This window comes from Planctomicrobium mucosum (genome assembly GCF_051466335.1).
In the GTDB taxonomy this organism is placed as follows: Bacteria; Planctomycetota; Planctomycetia; order Planctomycetales; family Planctomycetaceae; genus Planctomicrobium.
Genome location: NZ_CP195793.1, coordinates 103,717 through 124,963, shown reverse-complemented (window position 1 = coordinate 124,963; position 21,247 = coordinate 103,717). Strand labels below are relative to the sequence as shown.

Genomic DNA, 21,247 nt, shown 5'->3' with positions numbered 1-21,247 from the left:
CAGTGACATTCTCGGATACGATCTCCTGATCCAGGTTGTTTGGCTTCGGACCGGCGAGCGGCTTGAAAAACAGGTCGAACAGCCGCTTCTGCTGCTGAGGTGGTTTGGCAACTGGAGTGTGAGGTTTCGGAACTGAGCCGTTGCTTTGTGATCTCTGTTTTGAAGCAGAGTTCTGGTTGGCGGCAGCACTGGCTTTGAAATCCAGCCGCAGCTGTTTGTTCTTCCCGGAATGGGTGCCTGGTTCGGAAGGTGCCGGATTGGACGGTTCGGAAGTTGATCGATTGGCTTTCGAAGGTGGCTTTGAAACAGCTTCCGGCTCTGCCGCCGCTCCGAACAGCGAAAACAGCGACTGCTGGCCCCACCACTTATTCTTGCGAGCCCCCATCGTCAGCTTCGCCTGCGGGTGACCATTGCGAAATCACCGACCTCTTGTGGCTGTCCGTTCTCCGTCCGGAAATTCATGTGATCACGATACTGCTGCCAGAATTGTGGCGCAAGCACCGAAAGACGAGGGGGAACGGGCCTGTCATGCCACTCGCAGGTTGACACATCCCGCTGACCATGGCAGACAGGTAGAACGATTCGCTGGCACCGGTCCGGCAGGAAGGTTCGTCATGACAGGGAAATCAGACAAATTACGCCGGTGGCTCTGGGGTCTCGCGTTTGTAGCCATTCCTCAACTGGCTTTCGCGGAGATCATCGCTGGTGATCCCTGCAGCCCTGCGGAACAACATCAGTTCCGCCGCACGGGGGGGCCCGAGACCTCCGGAACTGCTTATACCCTCATCTGCAACGGCTCCGCCTGGACACGGGTGCTGGAGTTTGATGCGACTGCCAACGTCGGTGTCAAACAGGCGTCTCCCAAGGCACCTCTGCACATTGGCGGAGAAGTGATCGTCGGGGAAACGACCGGTTTGAATTGCGATGCTGATCGCAAGGGGGGGCTGAGATGGAACAGTACATCCAGTGGGATGCAGATCTGTAATGGATCGACCTGGCAGGGGATGACGGGCTCCACAACAGTCGCCGGACCGGAAAGAGCGATTCAGTTTAACAGTTCCTCCGCGCTGGCGGGGGTGGGCACCTTTGTCTACACCAGCACGGGGAAGGTGGGGATCGGCACAGCGTCGCCATCATATCCTTTGCATATTGAGAGCGACAGCTTTAACCAGTTGTATTTCAAAAGAACGACAGGCGCCGGTGGCGGCAGCGGCGCAACCTTTGTCGATGCCTCGGGAGCGGCGATGACTTTCGGAAACTCCACTACTGTAGGAACGGACTTCTTTGTGGGCACGAATACGGGAAGCGATAATTTCCTGTTTACAAGTTCCGGCGTCTTGCAGGTACAATCCGATATGCGTATTGGTTGGGCCAATACGACCACCGACATCTCTTCAAGCGTTGTAGAGACGTATCTCTATCGAAATGCCGCCAATGTCATCCGTACACCCGGCAGTTTCATCGTTGATGCCTCTGTCGGCATCGGCACACCCAATCCATCGTCCTCGCTCAAGGTTGATGTCGAGGGGGCCGCGGGCGCGTCGCAATATTGCGACGAAAACGGCCTGAACTGCTTTACGGCGGCCTCGGTGAGGAGCGGAAATTTCGCGCAGGGGCCGGACCGTGCGATCATTTTCAACAACAACTCTGCTCTGGCGGGAATATCTAATTTTGTCTGGAGCAGCATGGGAAGGCTTGGAATCGGCACGCAAAATCCCACGGCGAAGATTCATGTCAAGCAGGATGGTTCTGATACTGGTGTCTTGCTGGATTCGAACAATCCCGCGACTCATACGACGGTGCGCCTGATGGGTGATCAGGGAGGCTACGGCGGGTATCTGGCCCATTACGGTTCATCCTATCCGAATCAGGCGAACAATCTTTCCCTGAAAAATACCGACGGATCAATCACGTTCAATGCCGGTTCGTCGGTTCTTGAAAGGATGCGCATCACGGCAGACGGCAAAGTGGGGATTGGGACGGCGACACCGAAATCCACACTGGATGTCGTTGGGGATATGGAAATAAAAAATAGCGCCGCAGATTCTTCTTGGGCGATGAAGCTCTACGGTACAAACAACACCTCTTTCTCTCCAGATATCCTCTTTTCCGCCACTGGCCTGCTTGCAGCGCAAAATAAAGTTCTCATCAACATCGATGCCACGAACACATCAACGCAAGAGTATTTTGCCGTCAACAAGAATGCCGCGACGCAAACATCGCTCAATCTCGTCGAATTGTTCAGGATCCAGGAGAATGGGCAAACTGGCATTGGCACATCGTCGCCTCTATCGATGTTGCATATCAACGCCGCCTCGGCGGGTGCAAAGGGGCTCATCGTCCAGGGGGCAGCATCGCAAACGGCGAATTTGATGGAAATCCAGAATTCGGCAGGTACGGCTGGGTTTGTCTATAGCAGCGCAGGGTATGTTGGTATCGGCGTGGCGGCGCCTCAGTTCAATCTTGATGTATCCGGCGTAGTGCGAGTAAGCAATACCGTTTATGGATCTCAGTTTGTCGGCCCCTCTAACGGAGGTTCTGCGGCTGTCCCGATATTTCGCGCAAACTCTACGGTTTCCTCACCCCATACAGAAGGAATGTTTTTCCCGACATCCGATTCAATCGGTTTTTCGGTCGAAGGCGTGGAAAAAGTCCGGATGGCTGCGGGTGGGCAGGTCGGCATTGGTTCGCAAGCCCCTGAAGCCATGCTGCATGCGAATGCGTCTTCTGCGGCAGCCAAAGGAGCGATTTTCCGCGGATATATCTCCCAAACCGCCAACCTGACCGAATGGCAGAATGACAATGGAACCGCATTGGCCGTGTTTTCTTCTGCGGGGCACCTTGCCATCGGCAAATCCACGCCTCAGACGGCTCTCGACGTCGTGGGTGACATTCAGTATTACGGGGGAGATTCAGGACATTTCGGATCGCAGGCTGAAGGAGAACATCGTTCCCCTCGCTGATCAGCTGGTGAAGATCACGGCGTTGCAACCGGTCTCGTTTGTGATGCAGGGGGAGACCAAAACCGAACTCGGCCTGATCGCCCAGGATGTTGAACCGCTGTTCCCCGATCTGGTGCGGACGGCTAGCGATGAGATCGGCACGAAATCCATCAACTACATCGGCCTGATTGCTCCGCTGATCCGGGCTGTTCAGGAACAGCAGACGGAAATCCAATCCCAGCAGCAGACGATCGAACGGCTGGAGAACCAGATCGACACGCTGGAAACCCGCCTTCGCCGTCTGGAAGAACGCACCGGCAGTTCCTCTCCCTGAAGTTCAGCATCCCGGCTGGCCCCGTTCGCCTCGCCGTCGCATCGGCCTGCACCACAGCTGAGGCCGATCGCGGTCGAGCGAACACAGGGGCACACCCCGTTTGCTGAGCCCGAGCCGAAGGCTTGCGCCTGGTCCTGATTGATCGACATGCAGGACCGACCATTCAACGTCCTGTGGACAACTCCCCTCGTCCCGAAGTTCACCATTGGGTTCCTGCTTTTGCCGTGCTACCGATGAAGAAATGACGCAGCGTGCATCGCTGTACCACTTCATCGGGGGAACATGACCAGAACGATTGCAGTTCTCAATCAGAAAGGCGGAGCCGGCAAAACCACAATTGCCACGAACTTGGCCCATGCCCTCGTGCTGGATGGCTGCAAGGTGCTGCTGGTGGATGCCGATCCGCAGGGATCGCTGCGGGACTGGAACGAAGTCAACGGGGGCGAACTGATCCCGGTGATTGGACTGGATCGGGAAACACTCGCCAAAGATCTGCAGGCAGTCTCGAAGGGATACGATTATGTCGTCATCGATGGGGCTCCGCAGATTGCCCGGTTGTCTGCCGCTGCCGTGAAAGCGGCAGATCTGGTGCTGATCCCCGTGCAGCCATCGCCGTACGACATCTGGGCCTGCGCCGATCTGGTGGACATCATCCTGGCCCGCCGGGAAGTGACCAACGGCCAACCGGCAGCAGCGTTCGTCATCAGTCGCCTCATCAAGAAAACACGGCTCTCCACGGACGTCGTCAAAGCCCTGTCCGAATACCAGATCCCGGTGCTCGACACAGGCACCTCCCAGCGGGTGGTCTATCCCACCTCGGCTGCCGGAGGAAAAACGGTGTTCCAGTCCGAACCGCACGGACCGGCCGCCAAGGAAATCATCAAAATCAAGAAGGAGTTATTGGAGGTCCTCAATGAGTCTCAAAGTCAAAGCATCCCGCCGCACCGACGAGCGAAAGCAGGCCGCCATTGATGAAGCGGTCCGCGAAGAGTCGGCCCGGCTCAACCTGCTGATCCCGGAGAGCCTGCACCGCCAGCTCAAGCTGCAGGCGATTGCCGAAGGGCGCCATGTCACGCTGACGTCGATCATCATCCGGGCCGCCACCGAGTATCTGGACAAGTACAGCGATCCCGATTTCCCGGTCTGAGCCATGCTCCTCGATTCCGGAAAATCAGGCATGGAAACCCGGCGGATCGTCCGGGCAGCGGAGCTGATCCATCTCGATCCAAACCCCGACGACCGGGACAAGGCGTTCATGGCCCGGGATCTGGTGCAGGTGACGCTTCCGCACAGCAATCCCGGCGACATTCCCGTCTGGGGCCGTTCCAATGGGAACCTGACGCTGACCATCAAACCGGACTGGGTGCTCGATCCCGACACCGGAAAGACCCGTTGCCTGGGACTGCCGTATGGCACCATCCCCCGCCTGCTCCTGTTCTGGATCACGACCGAAGCAGTCCGCAAACAGGACCGCAAGATCCTGCTGGGGGATTCGCTCAGTTCGTTCATGCGGCAGCTGGATCTTTCCCCCACCGGTGGACGACAGGGAAACATCGGCCGCCTCAAGAACCAGATGGAACGGCTGTTCCGGGCCAAGATCAGCTTTGAACTCAAGCTTGAAGATGGCGACCGCTTCGGCCAGCAATGGCTCGACATGCCGGTTGCCCCCAAAGGGGAACTCTGGTGGAGCCACCGCATGCCAGAGCAGGGAAGCCTGTTTGGCAGCTGGATCGAACTGGGAGAAAGCTTCTTCGATGCCATCACCGCTGCCCCCGTTCCGGTGGATTTACGGGCGCTCTATGCCCTCAAGAAATCCCCCCTCGCCCTCGATCTGTATGCGTGGAGCACCTACCGCACGTTCCGGATCAATCAGGACGGAAGAGAAACGTTCATCCCCTGGCGCGGGCTGATGAAACAGTTCGGCGGCGACTATTCCGACGTCAAGGACTTCAAACGCCGCGCCAAAACCGCCCTCCGCAAAGTGCAGGCCGTGTTCCCGGGACTGGATCTGGAAGACGTAAACGGCGGAATCGTGATCCGCCCGGGGAGGACAGCTGTTGGGGCATCAAAACGCAAGCTGGTTGAATGACATTCCTCAATCCCAACTCAGTCGAAGAATCCCGGAATTTCGCATGGTTGTGGACATCGAAACCACTTTCCTCACCACCACGTGGTGCCTCGGTAGAAATGGAAAGAATGCACTTCATCTCATGATGTTAGATTAAGCGTTTGATCTTGAGTGGCTGCAACTGTACAATCATGCTGGTCAGGTTCCGTGTTGATTGGGGCAATCTCATGGACTACGCGAATTTGTGTTCGCTCAGTAACGAACAACTCTCACACCGAGACATCGCTGAGATCTCTCTGGACAGTGCCGTTGAACTTCCGGGGTCCGAAATTGTGGACATTCCGGCATGTTTGCGAGTGCTTGAGTCGTGGACCGCTCTCGTTCAACGAGGAATAAACAACGCCCTGAGAGATCGCTCCAAGTTTCCGATGTGCGATGACCTCTCAGAAGCAGAATACCGAATTCTTACAATGTTTTCGGTACTTTACCGCCATGTTGGCTTGACGTTGAACACGGAGTGCCTCGATCCCGATAATATCTATGACGGCAGCAACTCAAGTCTTCATTTCATACATGGAGTCTTATTGACTGGAGATCCGGCGACGTGTTGTACTGCGCCGGTCATCTTTACTGCAATCGGCAGACGGCTCGGCTATCCAATCCGGCTGGTGAAGACCAGAGCCCATCTTTTCTGTCGCTGGGTGGGATCTGATGGCGAACGGTTCAACATTGAAGCCACCAATCAGGGCTATTATCGAACACCCGATCAGCACTATCACACTTGGCCGTTACCGATCTATCCGAGGGCACTTCAAGGTGGTCTTTTTCTCACAGATTTGACGCCGCGTCAGGAACTTGCCCTATTTCTGCATCTCCGGGGAATCTGTCTGTTGTGGAATCTCCGCCCCTCAGACGCAGTCAATGCACTTTATCATGCCTGTCAGCTGGACCCGCTGGACTATTTCTTCCACAACGAGTGGATCATTGCCTCGATGTTCGAACATGCGAAGCAAGACGCAGCGAATCGGTATGGCATACACGATCCTGATCCCCGACTGTGGCAAATCCCCGAGTGGTGCAAAGAATCGAATGCCCAACTTTACCAGGCAGCCTGTAACCGGTTGACGGGGATTCTCACGCAAAAGATGAACAAAAAGCCTGAGCCATCTACTGCTCGAATGATTGACTGAAACCATTTCTCATCGCAGAAATCACATCATTAATCAGGGAGCTTCAAAATGATCAGTGGAAAACCTGCTTTCTCGAGCCAATCAACCGAAACTGCCGAATCGATCCTCCCTGGAATCGAAATCGAATTAGTCAACTCATTGCGATACGTCGCGAACAATCCAGTGAACGACATCGACCCAAGCGGGTTAGGCAAGGCAAAGGCTATCGGATGGGTTGTTCGGCGAGTTGGCGGTAAGTTAGTCCGAGTCGAAGTCATTCTCACGGAACAGCAAGCTGCCAAACTTTTTGCCGGAAAATGCGCACGTGAAGGGCTCGATGTGCTTGTTACTGGAGGCCGTCAAGCTGCTCTGAAGGTGGGCAATATAATTCAAAACAACCTCGGCGGACCGAAGGCCACAGGCGAGATTTTAAAAGGCGGAACACATCTTGGGCATCAAATACGCAATTTACTCGGCGAAGTAATTGGAACCGGAACACGACACATTCAATTTGACAAGATTCCGAATCGACATATTTTCTACGGTGGCCTCGCTACTTTGTTGCTGTCGTCTGGTGCAGACGCCGCAATCGATTCGGATTTTTCGGTATCAGTAACTGAAACGTATACAAATCCTTATCCAGGTCCAAGTATCGCCAATGCATGCACATTCAGCTACTGGTGTGGCGAAGATAGTTGGCTTGCACTGGCAGATTGGGTCAACCCTGGAGAACTACTCGCGATGGGAGGGGACGTCGGCCGTGAGATTAGCCGTCAGATAGAAAAAGAACTCATCGGATACGTTGTTACAATTCGAGACAAGAACGGAGTTCCTGCATTGTCGATTTCATTTGATGCCGATGGCACTGTACTTTCGATTGCACTTTGGCAAGATGGAGAGATTATTGAGACGTATTCAGAAGAGGAGTTCTTCGGCAGTTCAAAGTAAAAGGATACATGAAGTTGCGTCAAAACCTATAGAAACAATAGGAAGCATGCGGGGCGGCATTTTACGCATCCGCAATTCATGCAGGGGAGAGTTTGGCATAGCCTCATTGCAATATATGTGAATTTGAATTGTTTTGAGCAATGCCCCTTGAGTGTGCAGGTGCCTCACCGAAGCTGTCCACTTCTTAAACAGTGAACACATGCCCAGAGGTAAGAAACTACAGCATTTGTCAACACTTCTTTGGTTAGCCGCATGGTGAAATCCGTATATGAAAACCTCGAAGTTGATATCTGGGTCCATGAGCGGAAGCTTGGTCTCACGCAACCATCACTTTGCATGTTTCACGAGGTGCCTAGCATCGGTGGTCAACTTCTTGATGCGCTGCGAGAACTGAAAGGCACTGCCTGCCCCTCCAGTCTGACTCTCACTTTCGCTGCGTGTTGCCGAAAAAAATCTATTAATACGCTGAAGTTGAGGTTCGTCCCTCAAAGCGAGGAATTGAGGGTAATGCACATTCAGTGTGAGGGTGGTATTGCGAGCGTACAAATGACGAATATCGGCCTTCCAGTCTTGATCGATGCCTTTTCTTCATGGCTGAATGGTTGCGAAGACTTCAGCGTCTCCCCTCGTCATTCTTCTCTGAAACCAAGTGAGCTGGGTCAATTGGATCGAAATTCAGGAGAGCTTTGGTTCTGGGGACCGGGATATGACGGGCCATAGAATAATTGTTGTACGACTGGCGGTGCATATCGGAAATAATTGTTTAAGTCGAGCGATATCGTTCCAAAATGTTTATTGCCATTGAGATTGACGGCCCCAAAAAAATCTATGCTCTCACTTTAACATTTCGTTGAAATCGACCGCGGTTATTGAGTGGGCATTTCCCTTTGATATCGATGAAAGAGTTGCTATTGGGGGTGGGATTTTCCAGTGTGGGGGTGTTCCAATCCTTTTCTCACAGGAGATCCTCGCATGCTCTTTCTTGGAATCGATCAACATGCCCGTCAGCTGACTGTCTCACTCCGTGACCAGGCGGGTGATGTTCTTCTCGCACGGCAGGTGTCCACGCAGCCAGAGAAGGTCCTCGAGTTCTTTGATCAGCTCACCCGGCGGTGTGCGCAGCTTGAAGAACAGTTCATCGCAGTCGTGGAAGTCTGTGGCTTCAACGACTGGCTGATCCGGATGCTGCGGGATTACCGCTGTCACAAGGTGATCCTCATTCAGCCGGAGGAACGCAAACGCTGTAAGACCGATCGACGCGATGCTGCATCGCTAAGTGAACTGCTGTGGGTCAACCGTGATCGGTTTCTGGAGGGCAAGCCCGTTCGCGGGTTGCGGCAGGTCAACATCTGCAGCACTTCTGAGCAGGAGAACCGCAAGCTCAGCACGTTGCGGAAGGAGGCCGGTCAGGCTCAGACGCAGCTGGTCAACAAGATCAAGCACATCCTGCGGCGACACAATCTGCAATGGGAACTTCCTACAAAAACCTTTCCGACCATGAAGGCCATCGCCTGGCTGCGAGAGATTTGTTTACCAGAGATTGATCGACTGGAGATGAACTTTCTGCTGGCGGACCTGAGGCAGATCCAGGAGAGGTTGCTGGAACTGGAGCAGCTCATCGCCCAGCGAGGCCGCGACAACCCCAATGCCCAACTCCTGAAGACCATGCCGGGGATCGGAGCGTTCACAGCCATTTCGCTCGCCGCTGGGATCGGCGATGTGCAGCGATTTCCGCGAGCCAGAAGTCTGGCGAACTACTGGGGGCTGACTCCGGGCTGCCGCAACAGCGGAGAGAACAACCAGCGGCTGGGGAGAATCACCAAAGCGGGCAACAACACAGCCCGCTGGCTGCTGGCCCAGGTGACGTATCAGGTGCTCCGCAAAGACGGACGTCTTCGGGAATGGTACAAGAAGCTCAAGAGACGACGGGGAAGTGGCGTGGCCCGGGTGGCGGTGATGCGGAAGCTGGCCACGGTGATCTGGCACATCCTCAGCAAGCAGCAAAGTTACTTTGAGTGTCGAGCCATTGCCACAGCCTGAGCAGACAGAATCGATGCGTCATCATCCTTCCAACCTGAATCAAAGGAGACCAATTACTTCCAGGTCCACCCCGGTTGTTCGATCCAGGTGAGTGACATCGCCTGAGATCCCTCCCGATCAGTCCAACTCGTACGGAACCGTGGATGTCGCTGCTGATCACGAACAGGTCCAGCAGGCAGGCACGTCCCTTTGAATGGAGTAGGCTTTTCGGAGAGGAATTCGCATCTCGATAATTTTGCGTCTGCTCAATGCAGCAGAGCGATCCATGATTCTCATGGATCGTGCCTCGCGAAGGAATGTGTGTGGAGCAATCGCATCCGACAAGAACGATTGCAACATCCCGTAGCAACGACAACCGGTGAGATGATCACTCAAGACAAAACGCAATCCAGCCCACAGAACATGAACTTCGAAACAAAGCCCAGAACTTTGCCGCTCGATTTACAGACTCACACCAGGAAAACTCTCTCCCGCTTGACAATCTCTTTCAGGAACGGTTCCGTAGGTCTTCGGGGGCAGGGTGCTGAAATTCCGCTAAAAGGCTTAATCCACAAGAGTTTCCGCTCGCTACGAAACGCATCTCGGCGTTTCCAGAATTTCCATATTTTGCTAAGGATTCCATCCTTTAGCAAGGATTTAGTGACAACATCTGTGACAGAGCGGATGTTCTCACTTGCCTGAATGGCATTTCTGCATGAGCCGGAGCATGCGGCCTTTAGCCGCTCCCCGCATCAAATCTTCCTCTTGCCACAAGCCGTCTCTGACGGCTTTTTCTGTTTGTAACGACACCTGTTTCCGGGGTCTTCAAATCAACGTGTTTAAGCGATTCGTAGCTGCTGTTTTCAGGAACGAGGCGCTGTACAAACAAACTGCAAATCCAGTCCAGATTACAGATTGAGACAATACCGAAATGACGGCGATTTTCCACCCCTTGCTGGCCCTCATTGCCTCTGTGACGGACCGTGAGTTGGCCCGGTATGTTGAGTTCCTCAAGGAAGAAAACAAGATCCTGCGGGCACGCATTCCCGGACAGGTGCATACAAAGCCGCATGAGCGGGAACGGCTGCTGGCACTGGGGAAGCAACTGGGACGGGCCATCGAATCGCTGCTGACGATCGTCAGCCCATCGACGTTTTACCGTTGGCTGCGGGAGGAGGGGGAGCCCAAGCGAAAGAAGAACCCCAAAGGCGGTCAGCGGAAGCCGAGAGAACTGCGTGAGCTGGTGATCCAGATCGCCAAGGCGACCGGTTTTGGCTATACGCGGATCATCGGCGAACTCCGAAAGCTCGGTATCAAGAAAATCAGCCGTCAAACGGTCCGCAACATTCTGAAGGAGGAGGGCATTGTCCCCGGTCCAGATCGGACATCCGACAGCTGGGACAACTTCATCGAGAGGCATGCGAAGACATTGTGGGCCGTTGACTTCTTTAGCGTGAAAACGGTCACCACACGCGGTTTCCAGGAGATGTATGTTCTGGTCTGGCTGTGTATGACCACCCGGGAAATCATCGTTTCGGAATCCACGCAATATCCGAATTCGGCCTGGGTGACAGAGCAGACCGGTCGGTTCATCGATCAAACGTTCAGCCGTGACGAAACGCCATCGATCGTGATGCACGATCAGGACACGAAGTTCACGAAGGAATTCGTGGAAAAACTCAAGCAGCACGGTGTGCGGACCAACAAATTGCCCAAGGCCAGCCCGAATTTAAACGGACGCTGTGAGAGGGCGATTTTCACGCTAAAAAATGAGTGTCTTCGTAAGTTCATTATTTTCGGCAAACGGCATCTGGACCATCTGCTGACAGAATTTACCGAGTATTACAACACGACCCGTTCCAGTATGGTCCGGGATCACCTTCCGCCAGTCCGCAACGAGCCGGAACAGGTCGAAACAGTCCAACTCGACCAGATTCGGGTGAAGTCCTACGTCGGCGGATTGGTGCAGGGATTTGAGAGGAAGGCGGCTTAAGGATTGACCGTCAGAGTTCGTCAGGAGTGACTTCTTGACAGTTGCAGGGGAATCGTGGCATGGGATTCGGGAACAAGGAGAACAGCCATGCCCAAACGATCGCAACCTCAAGCAAAAGAATCCACGCCTGCCCATCACAACGGCCCTGCTGCCACACTGCGTCAGGGAAACCTCAAATGTGTCATCTGGCGAAATCAGGGAGAACGCGGAGCGTGGTACAACGCTGAACTCGTCCGCACGTTCAAGGATGAGAGCGGTTATCACGACACGAACAAGATCCCGGCCGACGATCTACTGCGGGTCGCATTTCTCGCTCAACAGGCGTTTGGCAAGGTTCAGGAACTGAGAGCAGGTGACCGCGAAGCTACCCACTCCGATGGTCCAGATGAACCCGCTCCGTACTGAACTGGCCCAGTTTACCGGATCGGCACAGTGGTTCCGGCATAGCTTCAATCGGGCTGTCATCTACACCGAAGGAATTCAATATCTGGCAGAGAATGGTGGAGCGTACTGGCTGATCGATGCCATTGCTTCGCATCTGGCCAGCGACGAGTTTCGAAAGGCGGCCCGGAAGGATGACCGAATCAGCCTCATGCACTTCTGGAAGCTGGCCGTTAAACCAGACCATTCCGCGTTGCTCACAGCCATCCCGGACACGGGCGAACCGGAATTCATCCAGCAAGCGATCCCGTTCACTGACTTCCCGCTCGATGAAATCGACGTCTGGGCTCAGAACGATGGCAGGCATTGGACGTTGCTGTTGCCCAGCGTATACTGAAGTTCTTGACACCCGGTCGGTTTCGTGAGACAATTTGACTAGTTGGACTAGTTTAGGGGGGAGTGCACATGTCTCATTCTGAGTGGAGCATCGCGGAGGCCAAAAGCCGGTTGAGCGAAGTGCTCAATCGTGCTGAGCAGGAAGCCCAGATCATTACCCGTCGCAATCGCCAGTATGTTGTTCTGGACGGCGACGAGTACCTGCGACTGATCGGAACCCGCCCCAGCCTCAAGGAACTGATCCTGAGTGGCCCCAGCCTGGAAGGGCTCGATCTGAAGCGTGACACGTCCAGCAGCCGGGAGCTGGAGCTGTGAGAACTCTGGTGGACACGTGTATTCTCTCCGAGGTCCAGCGTCGCCAAGGGAATCCTCTGGTAAGAGAGCGGTTTGAGACACTGCTGGTGGAAGAGATCTATCTCAGCGTGCTGACTATTGGCGAGCTACGCAAGGGAATTGACAAGCTCAATGCGAGTGCGAAAAAGCGATCGCTGTCAGTTTGGCTGGAACAACTCGTTCTGACCGCGCACGAACGCATCCTGCCTATCGATACAGAGACGGCCGTCATCTGGGGGGAGGTGACAGCCAAGGCGGAGCGAAAAGGAAAGCAGATCCCAGCAGTCGATGGCCTGATTGCTGCCACCGCGTTGCGGCACGGCCTGCACCTGATGACCCGCAACGTTGCGGACTTTGAAGCCACCGGCGTGATGCTCGTCAATCCCTGGGACGACCGCTTTGGCACGGTATAAGCCGAACCGTAGGAAGTGAGAATGTTCTCATCTTTGGCTGGGGAGGTGGAAGGTACTTGGTTCAAAGAAGAGTGGTACAAGCGTCTCTGTTTCAACCTGTTCCTGATAGAACTCACCAAGATTGCAGGAGATGAAATCTAAGTACTATTCATGCAATTACCGCAATTGTAAGGCTTCTTTCATCCCAATTTCTCCCACTCCCATCGTCGATTGGAACAATTGTGATCCGTAACCTTATCATATATAAAAAGATGGATCGGGCTGGATGCGACTACCTATGGTTCTGTAAAAGGAGTAGGGCATCATCGTTCGAGCTCATCTTAAAGTCGGGCCATGATCGTAGCTGACACCTGCCGTGTTCTCGTTCGCCCCAAGCTGGAATCATCCGGCTGGGACGGCGGTCAGCATTTCTACAGCGAACAATCCGCTTTTACGGATGGACGCATAATCGTCTCCGCCAGAAAACCCAGGCGGTTCATCAGGAAGTTCTCAGACTTCTTACTCCGATGCGCCAGGGACATCACACTGGCAGTGGTTGAGGCCAAATCGAACATACGATCAGGCGAGGACGGACTGGAACAGGCCAATGACGGTACAGCCATCATGGGCCTGAGGTTCGCGTACGCCGCCAACATCATAGAGTACGACCTTTTCACGGCTCGAGAGAAAGATGGTGAAAAGTTCCCCGGCCCGAATGAGTTGTGGCTCCGATACCGACAGGGTCAGGCTCTCTCAGAAACCATAGCAGATACACCACTGGTCTCAGACTTCCGAAACTTGAGGAAGATTCCCAGGTACTATCAACGAATCGCGATTAACCGAGCTATTGAATCAATCCTTAAAGCTCATCGATGCCAGAGTATGGCTTTGGCAAACTTCGAACGACGGTTTCACTTCCCCGTCCAGCGTCTATTTAAATGGGATCTATATCCATGTCAATAACCCATCTACATAGTTACTTGGTCCACCATGGAAAGAATGTTCCAGAGAAGGATCGTTCTGTGATTCGCGGAACGACGGTGCCATTGTCGGGCAAGCTCTATGATATGCTTGCCGGCGTCTACCAAAAGGCACAAAGAGAATGTACGACGGCAATTTCCTTCACTTCGGCAGACCAAACGAACGAGGCTCGTGAGCTAATTACCAGTTATGCGACGCAACCCCACCAGCACAAGGGCCTTAAGCTCGCACAACGGCTTCAGGGTGTCACGGACGGAACCTCTGGCATGGGATTGCTTTTCTTGGTACGGGGTGAAGAAGGAGGAAGCATTCGGACCGTTGTCTCTCGCTTTCCTGCTGATGTCGGGATTCTGGCCGAAGAAAACGAAACAGGCCTCAACGTCGAATACCTGGAGAAGGTGTTCATGAAGAATTCCAAGAAGTACAAAGCCGCTCTCTATGAGCATGCCGCCCCCGAGTCAGGTTACTGGGATGGGCATGTCGTCGATCATCAACTCAATGCAGACATGATTCGCTCTGCTTCGGATTACTGGGTGATCGAGTTCCTGCTCTCGAATTGCCTGACAACTCCGAGAGTCGGATCGACACGACTTGCGAAGATGATCAAGGAAGCGGTTAAAGGGGCGACTAGCCCAGCCGTCAAAAGTGAGCTTGGATCTCTGGCACGCTTGTTACCGAACTTGTCGGGCAAAAAGGTCAGCCCCCGTTCGATCGCAAAAAAGTACGCACTTTCGGTTGAAGCGACCGGAGCCCTAAAAGAAAAGGCAAAGACTGATCACCTCTTCAATGAGGAATTCCTCTTCGACAAAACCTCTTTCTCGGAAGTGTTGTCATTTAAATCCGTCGAACTGAAAAATGGGGCAATCCTTTCGGCTCCGTCGACAGAATTCGAGAAAGTATTCGAAGAAAAGGTCATGGACGCAATGACCGGGGAAATCTTGTTTAAGACTCAGAGTGTCATAGCGGACATGAGATTCAAGAAAGGTAGGCCATGACTACCTTACAGGAAGAGTACACGCAACGGTTTCGCAACTTCTTGACCCCTGCTGCGAAGGGAATCGAAGAATTCCTTGAAGAAGTCCTTGGACAGCATTCCGGGGTATGCAGCGTCAAGACCCGCCCGAAAGGAATGGAGAGCTTTCTGGAAAAGGCAGGTCGCAAGAATGGTGAAACTCCGAGATACTCTGATCCCCTCAACCAGATTCAAGATCAGATCGGTGCCTTGGTCACTACTCGATTTCTTGCAGATGTGGCTGTTATCGAATCTATCATACAGGACAGTTTCTCCTCCATTGAGAAGAAGTTGCTCCAGCCAGAATCGAATTACGAGTTTGGCTATATCGGACGACACTTCATACTGTTCATTCCAACGGACGTATGGAGTCCTCTCACTCAAGACCCGCCGATACGGTTCTTTGAGCTGCAGATTAAGACGCTTTTCCAGTACGCATGGTCGGAAACCAATCACAAGATCGGCTATAAGCAGTTATCCCGGCTCGACATTGAGGAGAAGAAATTGACTGCGTACATCGCGGCCCAGGCATGGGGGGCCGATCGTGCTGTGAATGAGCTATACGAGAAACTGCTCAAGAAGCCAGAAGATGGAGAAGCCGATGCTTGACTGGATTAAAATCGCAGCTCGGGCCGTTTACGACCGTCGCATGCGAGACCGTGTGATGGGGTTCCGACCGGTAGTCATGTGTCTCATTGAGGCAACCGACGCGGACAAGTTCCTCTTGGTTTGCCCTTCTTCAAAGCCGCAGGCCTGGATGTTCCTGCAGGAAGGTATTGAGCCAGGAGAGTCCGTTGAGGTAGCTGCATTACGCGGTTTAAACGCTGAACTTGGATTGGCCGAGGAAAAGGTCCATTATCGTCGTTCCACATGGATAGGTCGAAAAGTGATACCGGAACAAAAAGGAGAGCGAGACATACAACACTCGATTCTCGGCATGAGAGGCAAGTCCTATTATGGGGCTTTGATCAAATTGCCTATATCGACTCCAGTGATTTTGAACCATGCCGAACTGTTTAATCACGAGTGGCTCACGATCGACCAAATTCGAGATCGATTGCAAACAAACTCTCACCGAAAGCAGGAACTCATTCGCCTGATCTTCGATCGACTTCTCAAGATAAATAAAATCTGATTGCTTCTCCAGGGCGGCTGACCATCTACGTTTTTTCTGTTTAGATTGACGAATCGAGCAGTGGGCTTGGCTGAGGAGACCGGGAAGGAACAAGGGGCAATTACTGCTTCGTCTTGGATCAAGCGTCGTTAAAAAGAAAGATGGGCAAACGATGAAGCGGGACATGGAATTGGTCAGAGATATCCTCCTGGCGGTTGAAGCAAGTGGGGACGATCCTCGCGGCTGGGTCAACTTGAGCATTCCGCAGCACGACCCAGTCGAGGTGAGTTATCACGTGAAGCTTCTTCACGAAGCTGGTTTGCTTGAAGGAAACAATCTCTCTTCCAGTTCAGGTTTTTGCTGGGCTGCCAGATCTCTTACCTGGTCCGGTCATGAATTTCTTGACGCTGCCCGGAACGGCACGATTTGGAACAAGACTATGGCAAAACTTAAAGGACAAGCGGCTTCGGTTCCGTTTGAAGTGGTCAAAGCTGTTTTGATCCAGACCTGCAAAGACATGTTTGGCATTAGGTAATGCCACAACTATAAAGGGCCCAGAGGTGCCAAGCGACTCCTTTTCAAGCAGACATGGATTTCATGTCAGCAATCCTCCGATCACAATCTGGGAAGACGCTCCAGAGGACTTCCGTCATGCCGTTTTGATGATAGCAAAAAGCGAAGGCGCTATCGAACCCTACGATCTGAGGGAAATCGTTTGCAGCGTGTTGCGTAAGCGGCCAGACCCCAACAATTGGTCTCCTTACCCCAACGTGTGGGGAGAAGTAGAATGGCTTGTTGAAAATAGCCATTGGTATCGTGTCTATGACATCGTCGAGGCAATCTACCGTCATCTTTCCTCGCCAACCGCATGTTCCATCGACAAACAATCGCCCAAACAAAGAGAATTTGAAATCCAGATCAGTAAAGTGATGGCTGAGTTCGGTATTGGTTGGAAATTAGACAATGGGCTGGTTGTTGCTCGTGGAGAAGATAGCTACGAAGCGTATTTAAAATTCTCCGAAGAAAACCTAACGCAAACCGAGAAGCCAACTGCTATTACGGAGTTGAGAGAAGCCATTCGAGATCTCTCTCGCCGACCTTCTCCTGATACATCAGGTGCCATTCAACATGGAATGGCTGCTCTTGAGTGCGTGGTACGTGACGCGGCAGGCGATTCCAAGCCTACTTTGGGGCAACTGATCAAGAAACACCCAGAATTGTTTCCGAAACCGATCGATTCCGCTGTCGAGAAGCTCTGGGGATATGCTTCGGAGAATGCCCGGCACGGCAAAGAGGGAAACGATCCAACACGTGAAGAGGCGATGCTAGTCGTCGGCATTTCTGCCACTCTTGTGAACTACTTGATCCACAAATCAGGAGTTGCTGGCCAATGACTTCTGGAACCGTTCCGATTCCCAATCTCCTTCCTCCCCTTCAGGACTATCTTGAGGTATGCGAGAAGCGATTTACCAAATGCCTTGCACCGCTAGACGAGAAGATCACGATTGATGGTAGCAATATCGATGTAACATTGCATTTCGTGAGATTTGATCAGACGACCAAGGAGCCCCGATTCAACTTGCTCGCAAAAGCCCTTGCAAAACATGTCGTCAGCTTCTGCCTCTCCGCCAGAAGAAGAGCACTTGTAAAGTCTCGGTCGGACTATGATGAAGATGAGGGGGAGCTCTTCATGATTGCACGAGATTACTTCCGCAAGTTAAAAGATTCCGGAGAAGTGGGAGAACTGCTGCTATTTTTCCTCCTCGAAGCCGCTCTTGGGGCACCTCAGGTCGTATGCAAGATGGAGTTGAAAACAAACCCAAAGGATGAAATCAAAGGTGCCGATGGCATTCATGTCAAATGGGACCACAAAGACGAACACCTTGACGTCTTCCTGGGAGAAGCAAAGCTCTATCAGGATATTGGATCTGCCATGACCAATGCCATGGAAAGCGTCAAGGACATCTATGAACTCAACAGATTAGATGAAGAGCTTAACTTAGTTACAGCTCACTTCAAACACCTCGACGCGGACTTCCAGCGACGTGTAACGGCATGGGTGAATCGAGAAACAGCGATTGATGAATGCCACATCATTCATTCGTGCCTGATCGGTTGGGATTGGAGTCAGTACAAGCGACTCGCAACCGATAGAAACGGATTATTCGATGACTTCGAACGAGAGTATCGAGGGTACTGTAAGAATATCCGAGACCTTTTGAACTCACGTTTCCAAGCATATTCGCATAGACATCTTTCATTCCACTTCCTGTTCATACCATTTGTCTCGGTGGGAGACTTCAGAAAAGCGTTCTACCGGGAGCTACTGGGGATAGACATTGGACAATAATACTCGTGACAGATTTCTCGACTGCTACAGTCGACTCGTCAAATCAGAACTGCGTTCCCGAATGGGAATGTCTGAAGCAGAAACCTTAAGTTTGGACGAGATTCGCTTTCTTTTGCAGACGGCCTCAATTCTAACGTTTGAGGTCCCCAGTGATGATGAAAGTTATCTCGAAGATCCTCGTGTGTGGGCCTATGATGTTTCTACGAGATTATTGGAAGCATTTGGCCAGAGCATCCCAACTGTGGCTGGAGCGGCAGAATACATCCTATGCAGGCTCGGAAATTTTCCTGGACGAGATCTACTTCGTGAAAAATTTGCAACAAATTGGGACCAGTCAATTCTCAGGTCACCGGCTCTCCGGCTTGAAGCATTGGTAAGAGAGGCTGAAAACTCGATCGAGTATCCGCATCTGGGAACACGGTTGTTGACAGACTTTCAACATCGGCTGAACGAGGCTTTGAATCGATCTAAGGCCGTGAGCGTTTCAGCTCCAACATCGGCTGGAAAGTCGTTCATCCTTGCCCACGACATCGTAGCAACAGTTTCGTCGTCCTCAGGCCAAGTTGTTGTCTACGTGGTCCCAACGAGAGCTCTGATCCAACAGGTCACCGGCGATCTTCTGCAATTGTTCCGTAAAGCGAAGCTACCTGAAGTCATCGTATCCGCAGCTCCGATTGAGTTCTCGGAGGAGGAGGCCAAGCCTGGAGTCGTCTACGTCCTCACGCAGGAAAGGTTGATCAGTCTTTTAGGAATCCGCCAACTCAAATTGGACATCGCAAAAATCTATGTGGATGAAGCTCAAGAAATCAGCGACTCGGAGAGAGGGCTAATTCTTGATTCAGCGGTGCGGCAAGTGATTCAAAGATTCCCGAAAGTCCATATCTGCTTCGCTAGCCCCCTGACGAAGAATCCGGGATATCTGTTCGAAGAGTTCGAGATCAGAGAGCAGGGAGAGTTTTTCAGAGAAACTTTTGCCCCGGTTTCTCAGGTGTTAGTCAACATTGAGCCTGTTTCAGGGGAACCCAAAGCAGCTAAGGTATCGGTCATCTCTCCAAGGGGAGTTGAAGAAGTAGGCGAAGCCAAACTCTCGTTCAAGTTGAGAGGCACATATGACCCCCTTGCCGGAACCGCAATGCAAGTGCGTTCGGATGGAGAGTCAGTCATCATTTACGCAAACCGGCCTCATGATGCGATGGAAATCGCTGACAAGGTCGCGGCGAGCATCACCGACAATCCAGTTGATACCGAAGTTGTAGAACTCATAAATTTTGTCAAGGCACATGTGCATCCCAAGTATTCATTGGCAGATGTGCTTGTTAAAGGAGTTGCATTTCACTATGGCCGCATGCCTCATGTAATCAGAAATCAAGTTGAGGAGCTCCTCCGAAACAGAAAGCTGAATTACGTCGTTTCAACAAGTACCCTGCTGCAAGGCGTAAATCTACCCGCCCGTCATATCGTGGTATTGAACCCGAAGAAGGGGAACAAGACGCCAATGGAAACTCCGGATTTTTGGAATCTCGTAGGAAGGGCAGGGCGACTGCGGGAGAATTTTCGAGGGATAGTGTGGTGTATTGCCCCTTCCCGCTGGGAGACGAAGCCACTGGAAGGAGAACGCCTTTCAGAGATTAAGTCGGCGTTCCAGGCATCTCTTGAGGACGACGAGATCAGGGAGGCAGCAGTCGCGGTGCTTGAGGAAAAGGCCCCAGTGTCCATGGTCAAGAATCGAAACCGGGTCGAGCAGTTCATTGGAAAAACATTCGCAGAGTTCACTCTTCACGATGGGAATTTGTCTTCCTCCAGTCGAGTTCCCGAGAACCTCAAAGAGAACTTGGTCCCCATAGACAACCTTTTGAGTGAACTGAGAAAAAAGCTGAAGGTTCCTGAGGAGGTGTGTTCACTCAACGCAGTAATCGCTCCCACGCTTCTGAATGATCTGTGGGATCGATTCTCTACAGGCGTTACCTCGAAAATGATACCAGTCGATCCTTTTCGGCCGAAGGCAATCGACAATTTCAGAACCGTATTTCAGATCATTGAGGAAGTTTTTATTAGATCGGGAAAAAATAGTTGGAAGTATTTTGCAACCCTTGCATATCACTGGGTCATGGGGAAAAGCTTGAGAGAGTTGATTGATAACCGTCTGGCTTATTTCAACGTAGATACATCCGACAGAAAGAAAGTAAACAAGCACATCAGGGAACTCTTGGATGACATTGAGAAAGCTCTTCACTTCACATATGTCCGTTACTTGAAAGCCTATCTTGACGTCTTGAGGGAATTTCTCTTAAGTCAGAAGAAGACGGAACAAGCAGAGGCACTTTCACCATGGGATCTGTTCGTTGAATTCGGAGCAAGGGATCGCGTGCTCTTACAGCTAATGTCAATAGGTGTTTCTCGATCGACTGCAATTTTGATACGACCAGCAATCAAATCGCAACAGGATATTTCACGCCAAGAGTGCTGGACGAAACTCAAACATTTGCCGTTGAAAGTTTTACAGATCCCGGAAGTGTGCAAGGAGGAGATTCGAAAACTCACTGGAACCCGAAATTAAAAAACGAGTTTTCATGTCGATTGCATTGAAGTGACCTCTTCCCAAATTCTGTACCAAGGGGCATGAGAGTTTTGGTTGGGTAACTTCGCTGTGCCGCTGAAGTGAGGACGTAGCCCGAACGCAAGCAGCACAGCGGGCCGAGAACTCCGTCGGGGTCACGTAGCCCAGCGAGCTGTGAGGCCGATGATGATTGTAATCTTCTCTCCACGCCTGTGTCTGCTCACCATCAACCCGAGGAACCTGTGATCAGTCGAACTA

Annotated in this window: 20 protein-coding genes and 1 pseudogene; 20 read left to right on the top strand and 1 reads right to left on the bottom strand. The window is 52.4% G+C overall.

Translation table 11 applies throughout. The features are described 5' to 3' along the window. Positions 1 to 614: 614 nt before the first annotated feature. From SH668x_RS00520 to SH668x_RS00425, 20 genes are all read left to right on the top strand, one after another. Positions 615 to 2,963 carry a hypothetical protein gene (locus SH668x_RS00520; RefSeq protein WP_437186752.1) on the top strand — a complete coding sequence of 783 codons (2,349 nt, stop codon included), beginning with the start codon at positions 615 to 617 and terminating at the stop codon, positions 2,961 to 2,963. Beyond that, positions 2,887 to 3,276: a tail fiber domain-containing protein gene (locus tag SH668x_RS00515; RefSeq protein ID WP_437186751.1), complete on the top strand. Its 390-nt coding sequence runs from the start codon at positions 2,887 to 2,889 to the stop codon at positions 3,274 to 3,276. The genes SH668x_RS00520 and SH668x_RS00515 overlap by 77 nt, the downstream gene beginning before the upstream one ends. Positions 3,277 to 3,558: 282 nt before the next feature. Continuing rightward, on the top strand, positions 3,559 to 4,248 hold the full coding sequence (gene parA / locus SH668x_RS00510; protein WP_437186750.1) for a ParA family partition ATPase: 690 nt from the start codon (positions 3,559 to 3,561) through the stop codon (positions 4,246 to 4,248). Beyond that, positions 4,190 to 4,423: a hypothetical protein gene (locus tag SH668x_RS00505; RefSeq protein WP_437186749.1), complete on the top strand. Its 234-nt coding sequence runs from the start codon at positions 4,190 to 4,192 to the stop codon at positions 4,421 to 4,423. Before parA ends, SH668x_RS00505 begins: the two co-directional genes overlap by 59 nt. Positions 4,424 to 4,453: 30 nt before the next feature. Continuing rightward, positions 4,454 to 5,365 carry a replication protein RepA gene (locus SH668x_RS00500; RefSeq protein ID WP_437186748.1) on the top strand — a complete coding sequence of 304 codons (912 nt, stop codon included), beginning with the start codon at positions 4,454 to 4,456 and terminating at the stop codon, positions 5,363 to 5,365. Positions 5,366 to 5,571: 206 nt separating this feature from the next. Then, complete coding sequence (locus tag SH668x_RS00495; RefSeq protein WP_437186747.1) at positions 5,572 to 6,534, top strand: hypothetical protein; 963 nt, start codon at positions 5,572 to 5,574, stop codon at positions 6,532 to 6,534. A gap of 48 nt (positions 6,535 to 6,582) precedes the next feature. Beyond that, on the top strand, positions 6,583 to 7,461 hold the full coding sequence (locus SH668x_RS00490) for a hypothetical protein (protein ID WP_437186746.1): 879 nt from the start codon (positions 6,583 to 6,585) through the stop codon (positions 7,459 to 7,461). A 972-nt stretch (positions 7,462 to 8,433) separates the two neighbouring features. Further along, positions 8,434 to 9,501 (top strand): IS110 family transposase, encoded by a 1,068-nt coding sequence (locus tag SH668x_RS00485; protein ID WP_437185134.1) that lies wholly within the window; start codon positions 8,434 to 8,436, stop codon positions 9,499 to 9,501. 910 nt (positions 9,502 to 10,411) lie between these two features. After that, entirely contained in the window at positions 10,412 to 11,473 is a 1,062-nt protein-coding gene (locus SH668x_RS00480) for an integrase core domain-containing protein (RefSeq protein WP_437186745.1), read from the top strand. Between the two features lie 87 nt (positions 11,474 to 11,560). Beyond that, positions 11,561 to 11,878 carry a hypothetical protein gene (locus SH668x_RS00475; RefSeq protein WP_437186744.1) on the top strand — a complete coding sequence of 106 codons (318 nt, stop codon included), beginning with the start codon at positions 11,561 to 11,563 and terminating at the stop codon, positions 11,876 to 11,878. Further along, positions 11,826 to 12,251 carry a DUF6876 family protein gene (locus SH668x_RS00470; RefSeq protein ID WP_437186743.1) on the top strand — a complete coding sequence of 142 codons (426 nt, stop codon included), beginning with the start codon at positions 11,826 to 11,828 and terminating at the stop codon, positions 12,249 to 12,251. Before SH668x_RS00475 ends, SH668x_RS00470 begins: the two co-directional genes overlap by 53 nt. A gap of 68 nt (positions 12,252 to 12,319) precedes the next feature. Then, on the top strand, positions 12,320 to 12,565 hold the full coding sequence (locus SH668x_RS00465; protein ID WP_437186742.1) for a type II toxin-antitoxin system Phd/YefM family antitoxin: 246 nt from the start codon (positions 12,320 to 12,322) through the stop codon (positions 12,563 to 12,565). Beyond that, positions 12,562 to 12,996 carry a type II toxin-antitoxin system VapC family toxin gene (locus tag SH668x_RS00460; protein ID WP_437186741.1) on the top strand — a complete coding sequence of 145 codons (435 nt, stop codon included), beginning with the start codon at positions 12,562 to 12,564 and terminating at the stop codon, positions 12,994 to 12,996. Before SH668x_RS00465 ends, SH668x_RS00460 begins: the two co-directional genes overlap by 4 nt. A 932-nt stretch (positions 12,997 to 13,928) precedes the next feature. Continuing rightward, positions 13,929 to 14,951, top strand: coding sequence for a hypothetical protein (locus SH668x_RS00455; protein WP_437186740.1), 1,023 nt, complete (start codon positions 13,929 to 13,931; stop codon positions 14,949 to 14,951). Continuing rightward, positions 14,948 to 15,577 (top strand): GTP pyrophosphokinase, encoded by a 630-nt coding sequence (locus tag SH668x_RS00450; RefSeq protein WP_437186739.1) that lies wholly within the window; start codon positions 14,948 to 14,950, stop codon positions 15,575 to 15,577. Before SH668x_RS00455 ends, SH668x_RS00450 begins: the two co-directional genes overlap by 4 nt. Then, complete coding sequence (locus SH668x_RS00445; RefSeq protein WP_437186738.1) at positions 15,570 to 16,103, top strand: NUDIX hydrolase; 534 nt, start codon at positions 15,570 to 15,572, stop codon at positions 16,101 to 16,103. Before SH668x_RS00450 ends, SH668x_RS00445 begins: the two co-directional genes overlap by 8 nt. 163 nt (positions 16,104 to 16,266) lie before the next feature. After that, complete coding sequence (locus SH668x_RS00440; RefSeq protein ID WP_437186737.1) at positions 16,267 to 16,617, top strand: DUF2513 domain-containing protein; 351 nt, start codon at positions 16,267 to 16,269, stop codon at positions 16,615 to 16,617. Then, complete coding sequence (locus SH668x_RS00435) at positions 16,604 to 17,476, top strand: AbiJ-NTD4 domain-containing protein (RefSeq protein ID WP_437186736.1); 873 nt, start codon at positions 16,604 to 16,606, stop codon at positions 17,474 to 17,476. The genes SH668x_RS00440 and SH668x_RS00435 overlap by 14 nt, the downstream gene beginning before the upstream one ends. Continuing rightward, the gene (locus SH668x_RS00430; RefSeq protein WP_437186735.1) at positions 17,473 to 18,432 is read left to right on the top strand and encodes a HamA C-terminal domain-containing protein; all 960 of its coding nucleotides are present in this window, start codon (positions 17,473 to 17,475) and stop codon (positions 18,430 to 18,432) included. The genes SH668x_RS00435 and SH668x_RS00430 overlap by 4 nt, the downstream gene beginning before the upstream one ends. A gap of 67 nt (positions 18,433 to 18,499) precedes the next feature. After that, positions 18,500 to 20,989, top strand: coding sequence for a DEAD/DEAH box helicase (locus SH668x_RS00425; RefSeq protein ID WP_437186734.1), 2,490 nt, complete (start codon positions 18,500 to 18,502; stop codon positions 20,987 to 20,989). A gap of 84 nt (positions 20,990 to 21,073) precedes the next feature. On the opposite strand, the pseudogene SH668x_RS00420 reads toward SH668x_RS00425, so the two are convergent. Next, a pseudogene (locus SH668x_RS00420) lies at positions 21,074 to 21,208 on the bottom strand (integrase core domain-containing protein); the annotation flags it as partial. Positions 21,209 to 21,247: the final 39 nt, after the last annotated feature.

What these genes read in the sequence shown, in the direction of transcription:
- SH668x_RS00520 (WP_437186752.1), top strand. Translation starts at nt 615, where the DNA reads ATGACAGGGAAATCAGACAAATTACGCCGGTGGCTCTGGGGTCTCGCG.
- parA (WP_437186750.1), top strand. Translation starts at nt 3,559, where the DNA reads ATGACCAGAACGATTGCAGTTCTCAATCAGAAAGGCGGAGCCGGCAAA.
- SH668x_RS00505 (WP_437186749.1), top strand. Translation starts at nt 4,190, where the DNA reads ATGAGTCTCAAAGTCAAAGCATCCCGCCGCACCGACGAGCGAAAGCAG.
- SH668x_RS00500 (WP_437186748.1), top strand. Translation starts at nt 4,454, where the DNA reads ATGGAAACCCGGCGGATCGTCCGGGCAGCGGAGCTGATCCATCTCGAT.
- SH668x_RS00495 (WP_437186747.1), top strand. Translation starts at nt 5,572, where the DNA reads ATGGACTACGCGAATTTGTGTTCGCTCAGTAACGAACAACTCTCACAC.
- SH668x_RS00490 (WP_437186746.1), top strand. Translation starts at nt 6,583, where the DNA reads ATGATCAGTGGAAAACCTGCTTTCTCGAGCCAATCAACCGAAACTGCC.
- SH668x_RS00485 (WP_437185134.1), top strand. Translation starts at nt 8,434, where the DNA reads ATGCTCTTTCTTGGAATCGATCAACATGCCCGTCAGCTGACTGTCTCA.
- SH668x_RS00480 (WP_437186745.1), top strand. Translation starts at nt 10,412, where the DNA reads ATGACGGCGATTTTCCACCCCTTGCTGGCCCTCATTGCCTCTGTGACG.
- SH668x_RS00475 (WP_437186744.1), top strand. Translation starts at nt 11,561, where the DNA reads ATGCCCAAACGATCGCAACCTCAAGCAAAAGAATCCACGCCTGCCCAT.
- SH668x_RS00465 (WP_437186742.1), top strand. Translation starts at nt 12,320, where the DNA reads ATGTCTCATTCTGAGTGGAGCATCGCGGAGGCCAAAAGCCGGTTGAGC.
- SH668x_RS00455 (WP_437186740.1), top strand. Translation starts at nt 13,929, where the DNA reads ATGTCAATAACCCATCTACATAGTTACTTGGTCCACCATGGAAAGAAT.
- SH668x_RS00450 (WP_437186739.1), top strand. Translation starts at nt 14,948, where the DNA reads ATGACTACCTTACAGGAAGAGTACACGCAACGGTTTCGCAACTTCTTG.
- SH668x_RS00445 (WP_437186738.1), top strand. Translation starts at nt 15,570, where the DNA reads ATGCTTGACTGGATTAAAATCGCAGCTCGGGCCGTTTACGACCGTCGC.
- SH668x_RS00440 (WP_437186737.1), top strand. Translation starts at nt 16,267, where the DNA reads ATGGAATTGGTCAGAGATATCCTCCTGGCGGTTGAAGCAAGTGGGGAC.
- SH668x_RS00430 (WP_437186735.1), top strand. Translation starts at nt 17,473, where the DNA reads ATGACTTCTGGAACCGTTCCGATTCCCAATCTCCTTCCTCCCCTTCAG.
- SH668x_RS00425 (WP_437186734.1), top strand. Translation starts at nt 18,500, where the DNA reads ATGTCTGAAGCAGAAACCTTAAGTTTGGACGAGATTCGCTTTCTTTTG.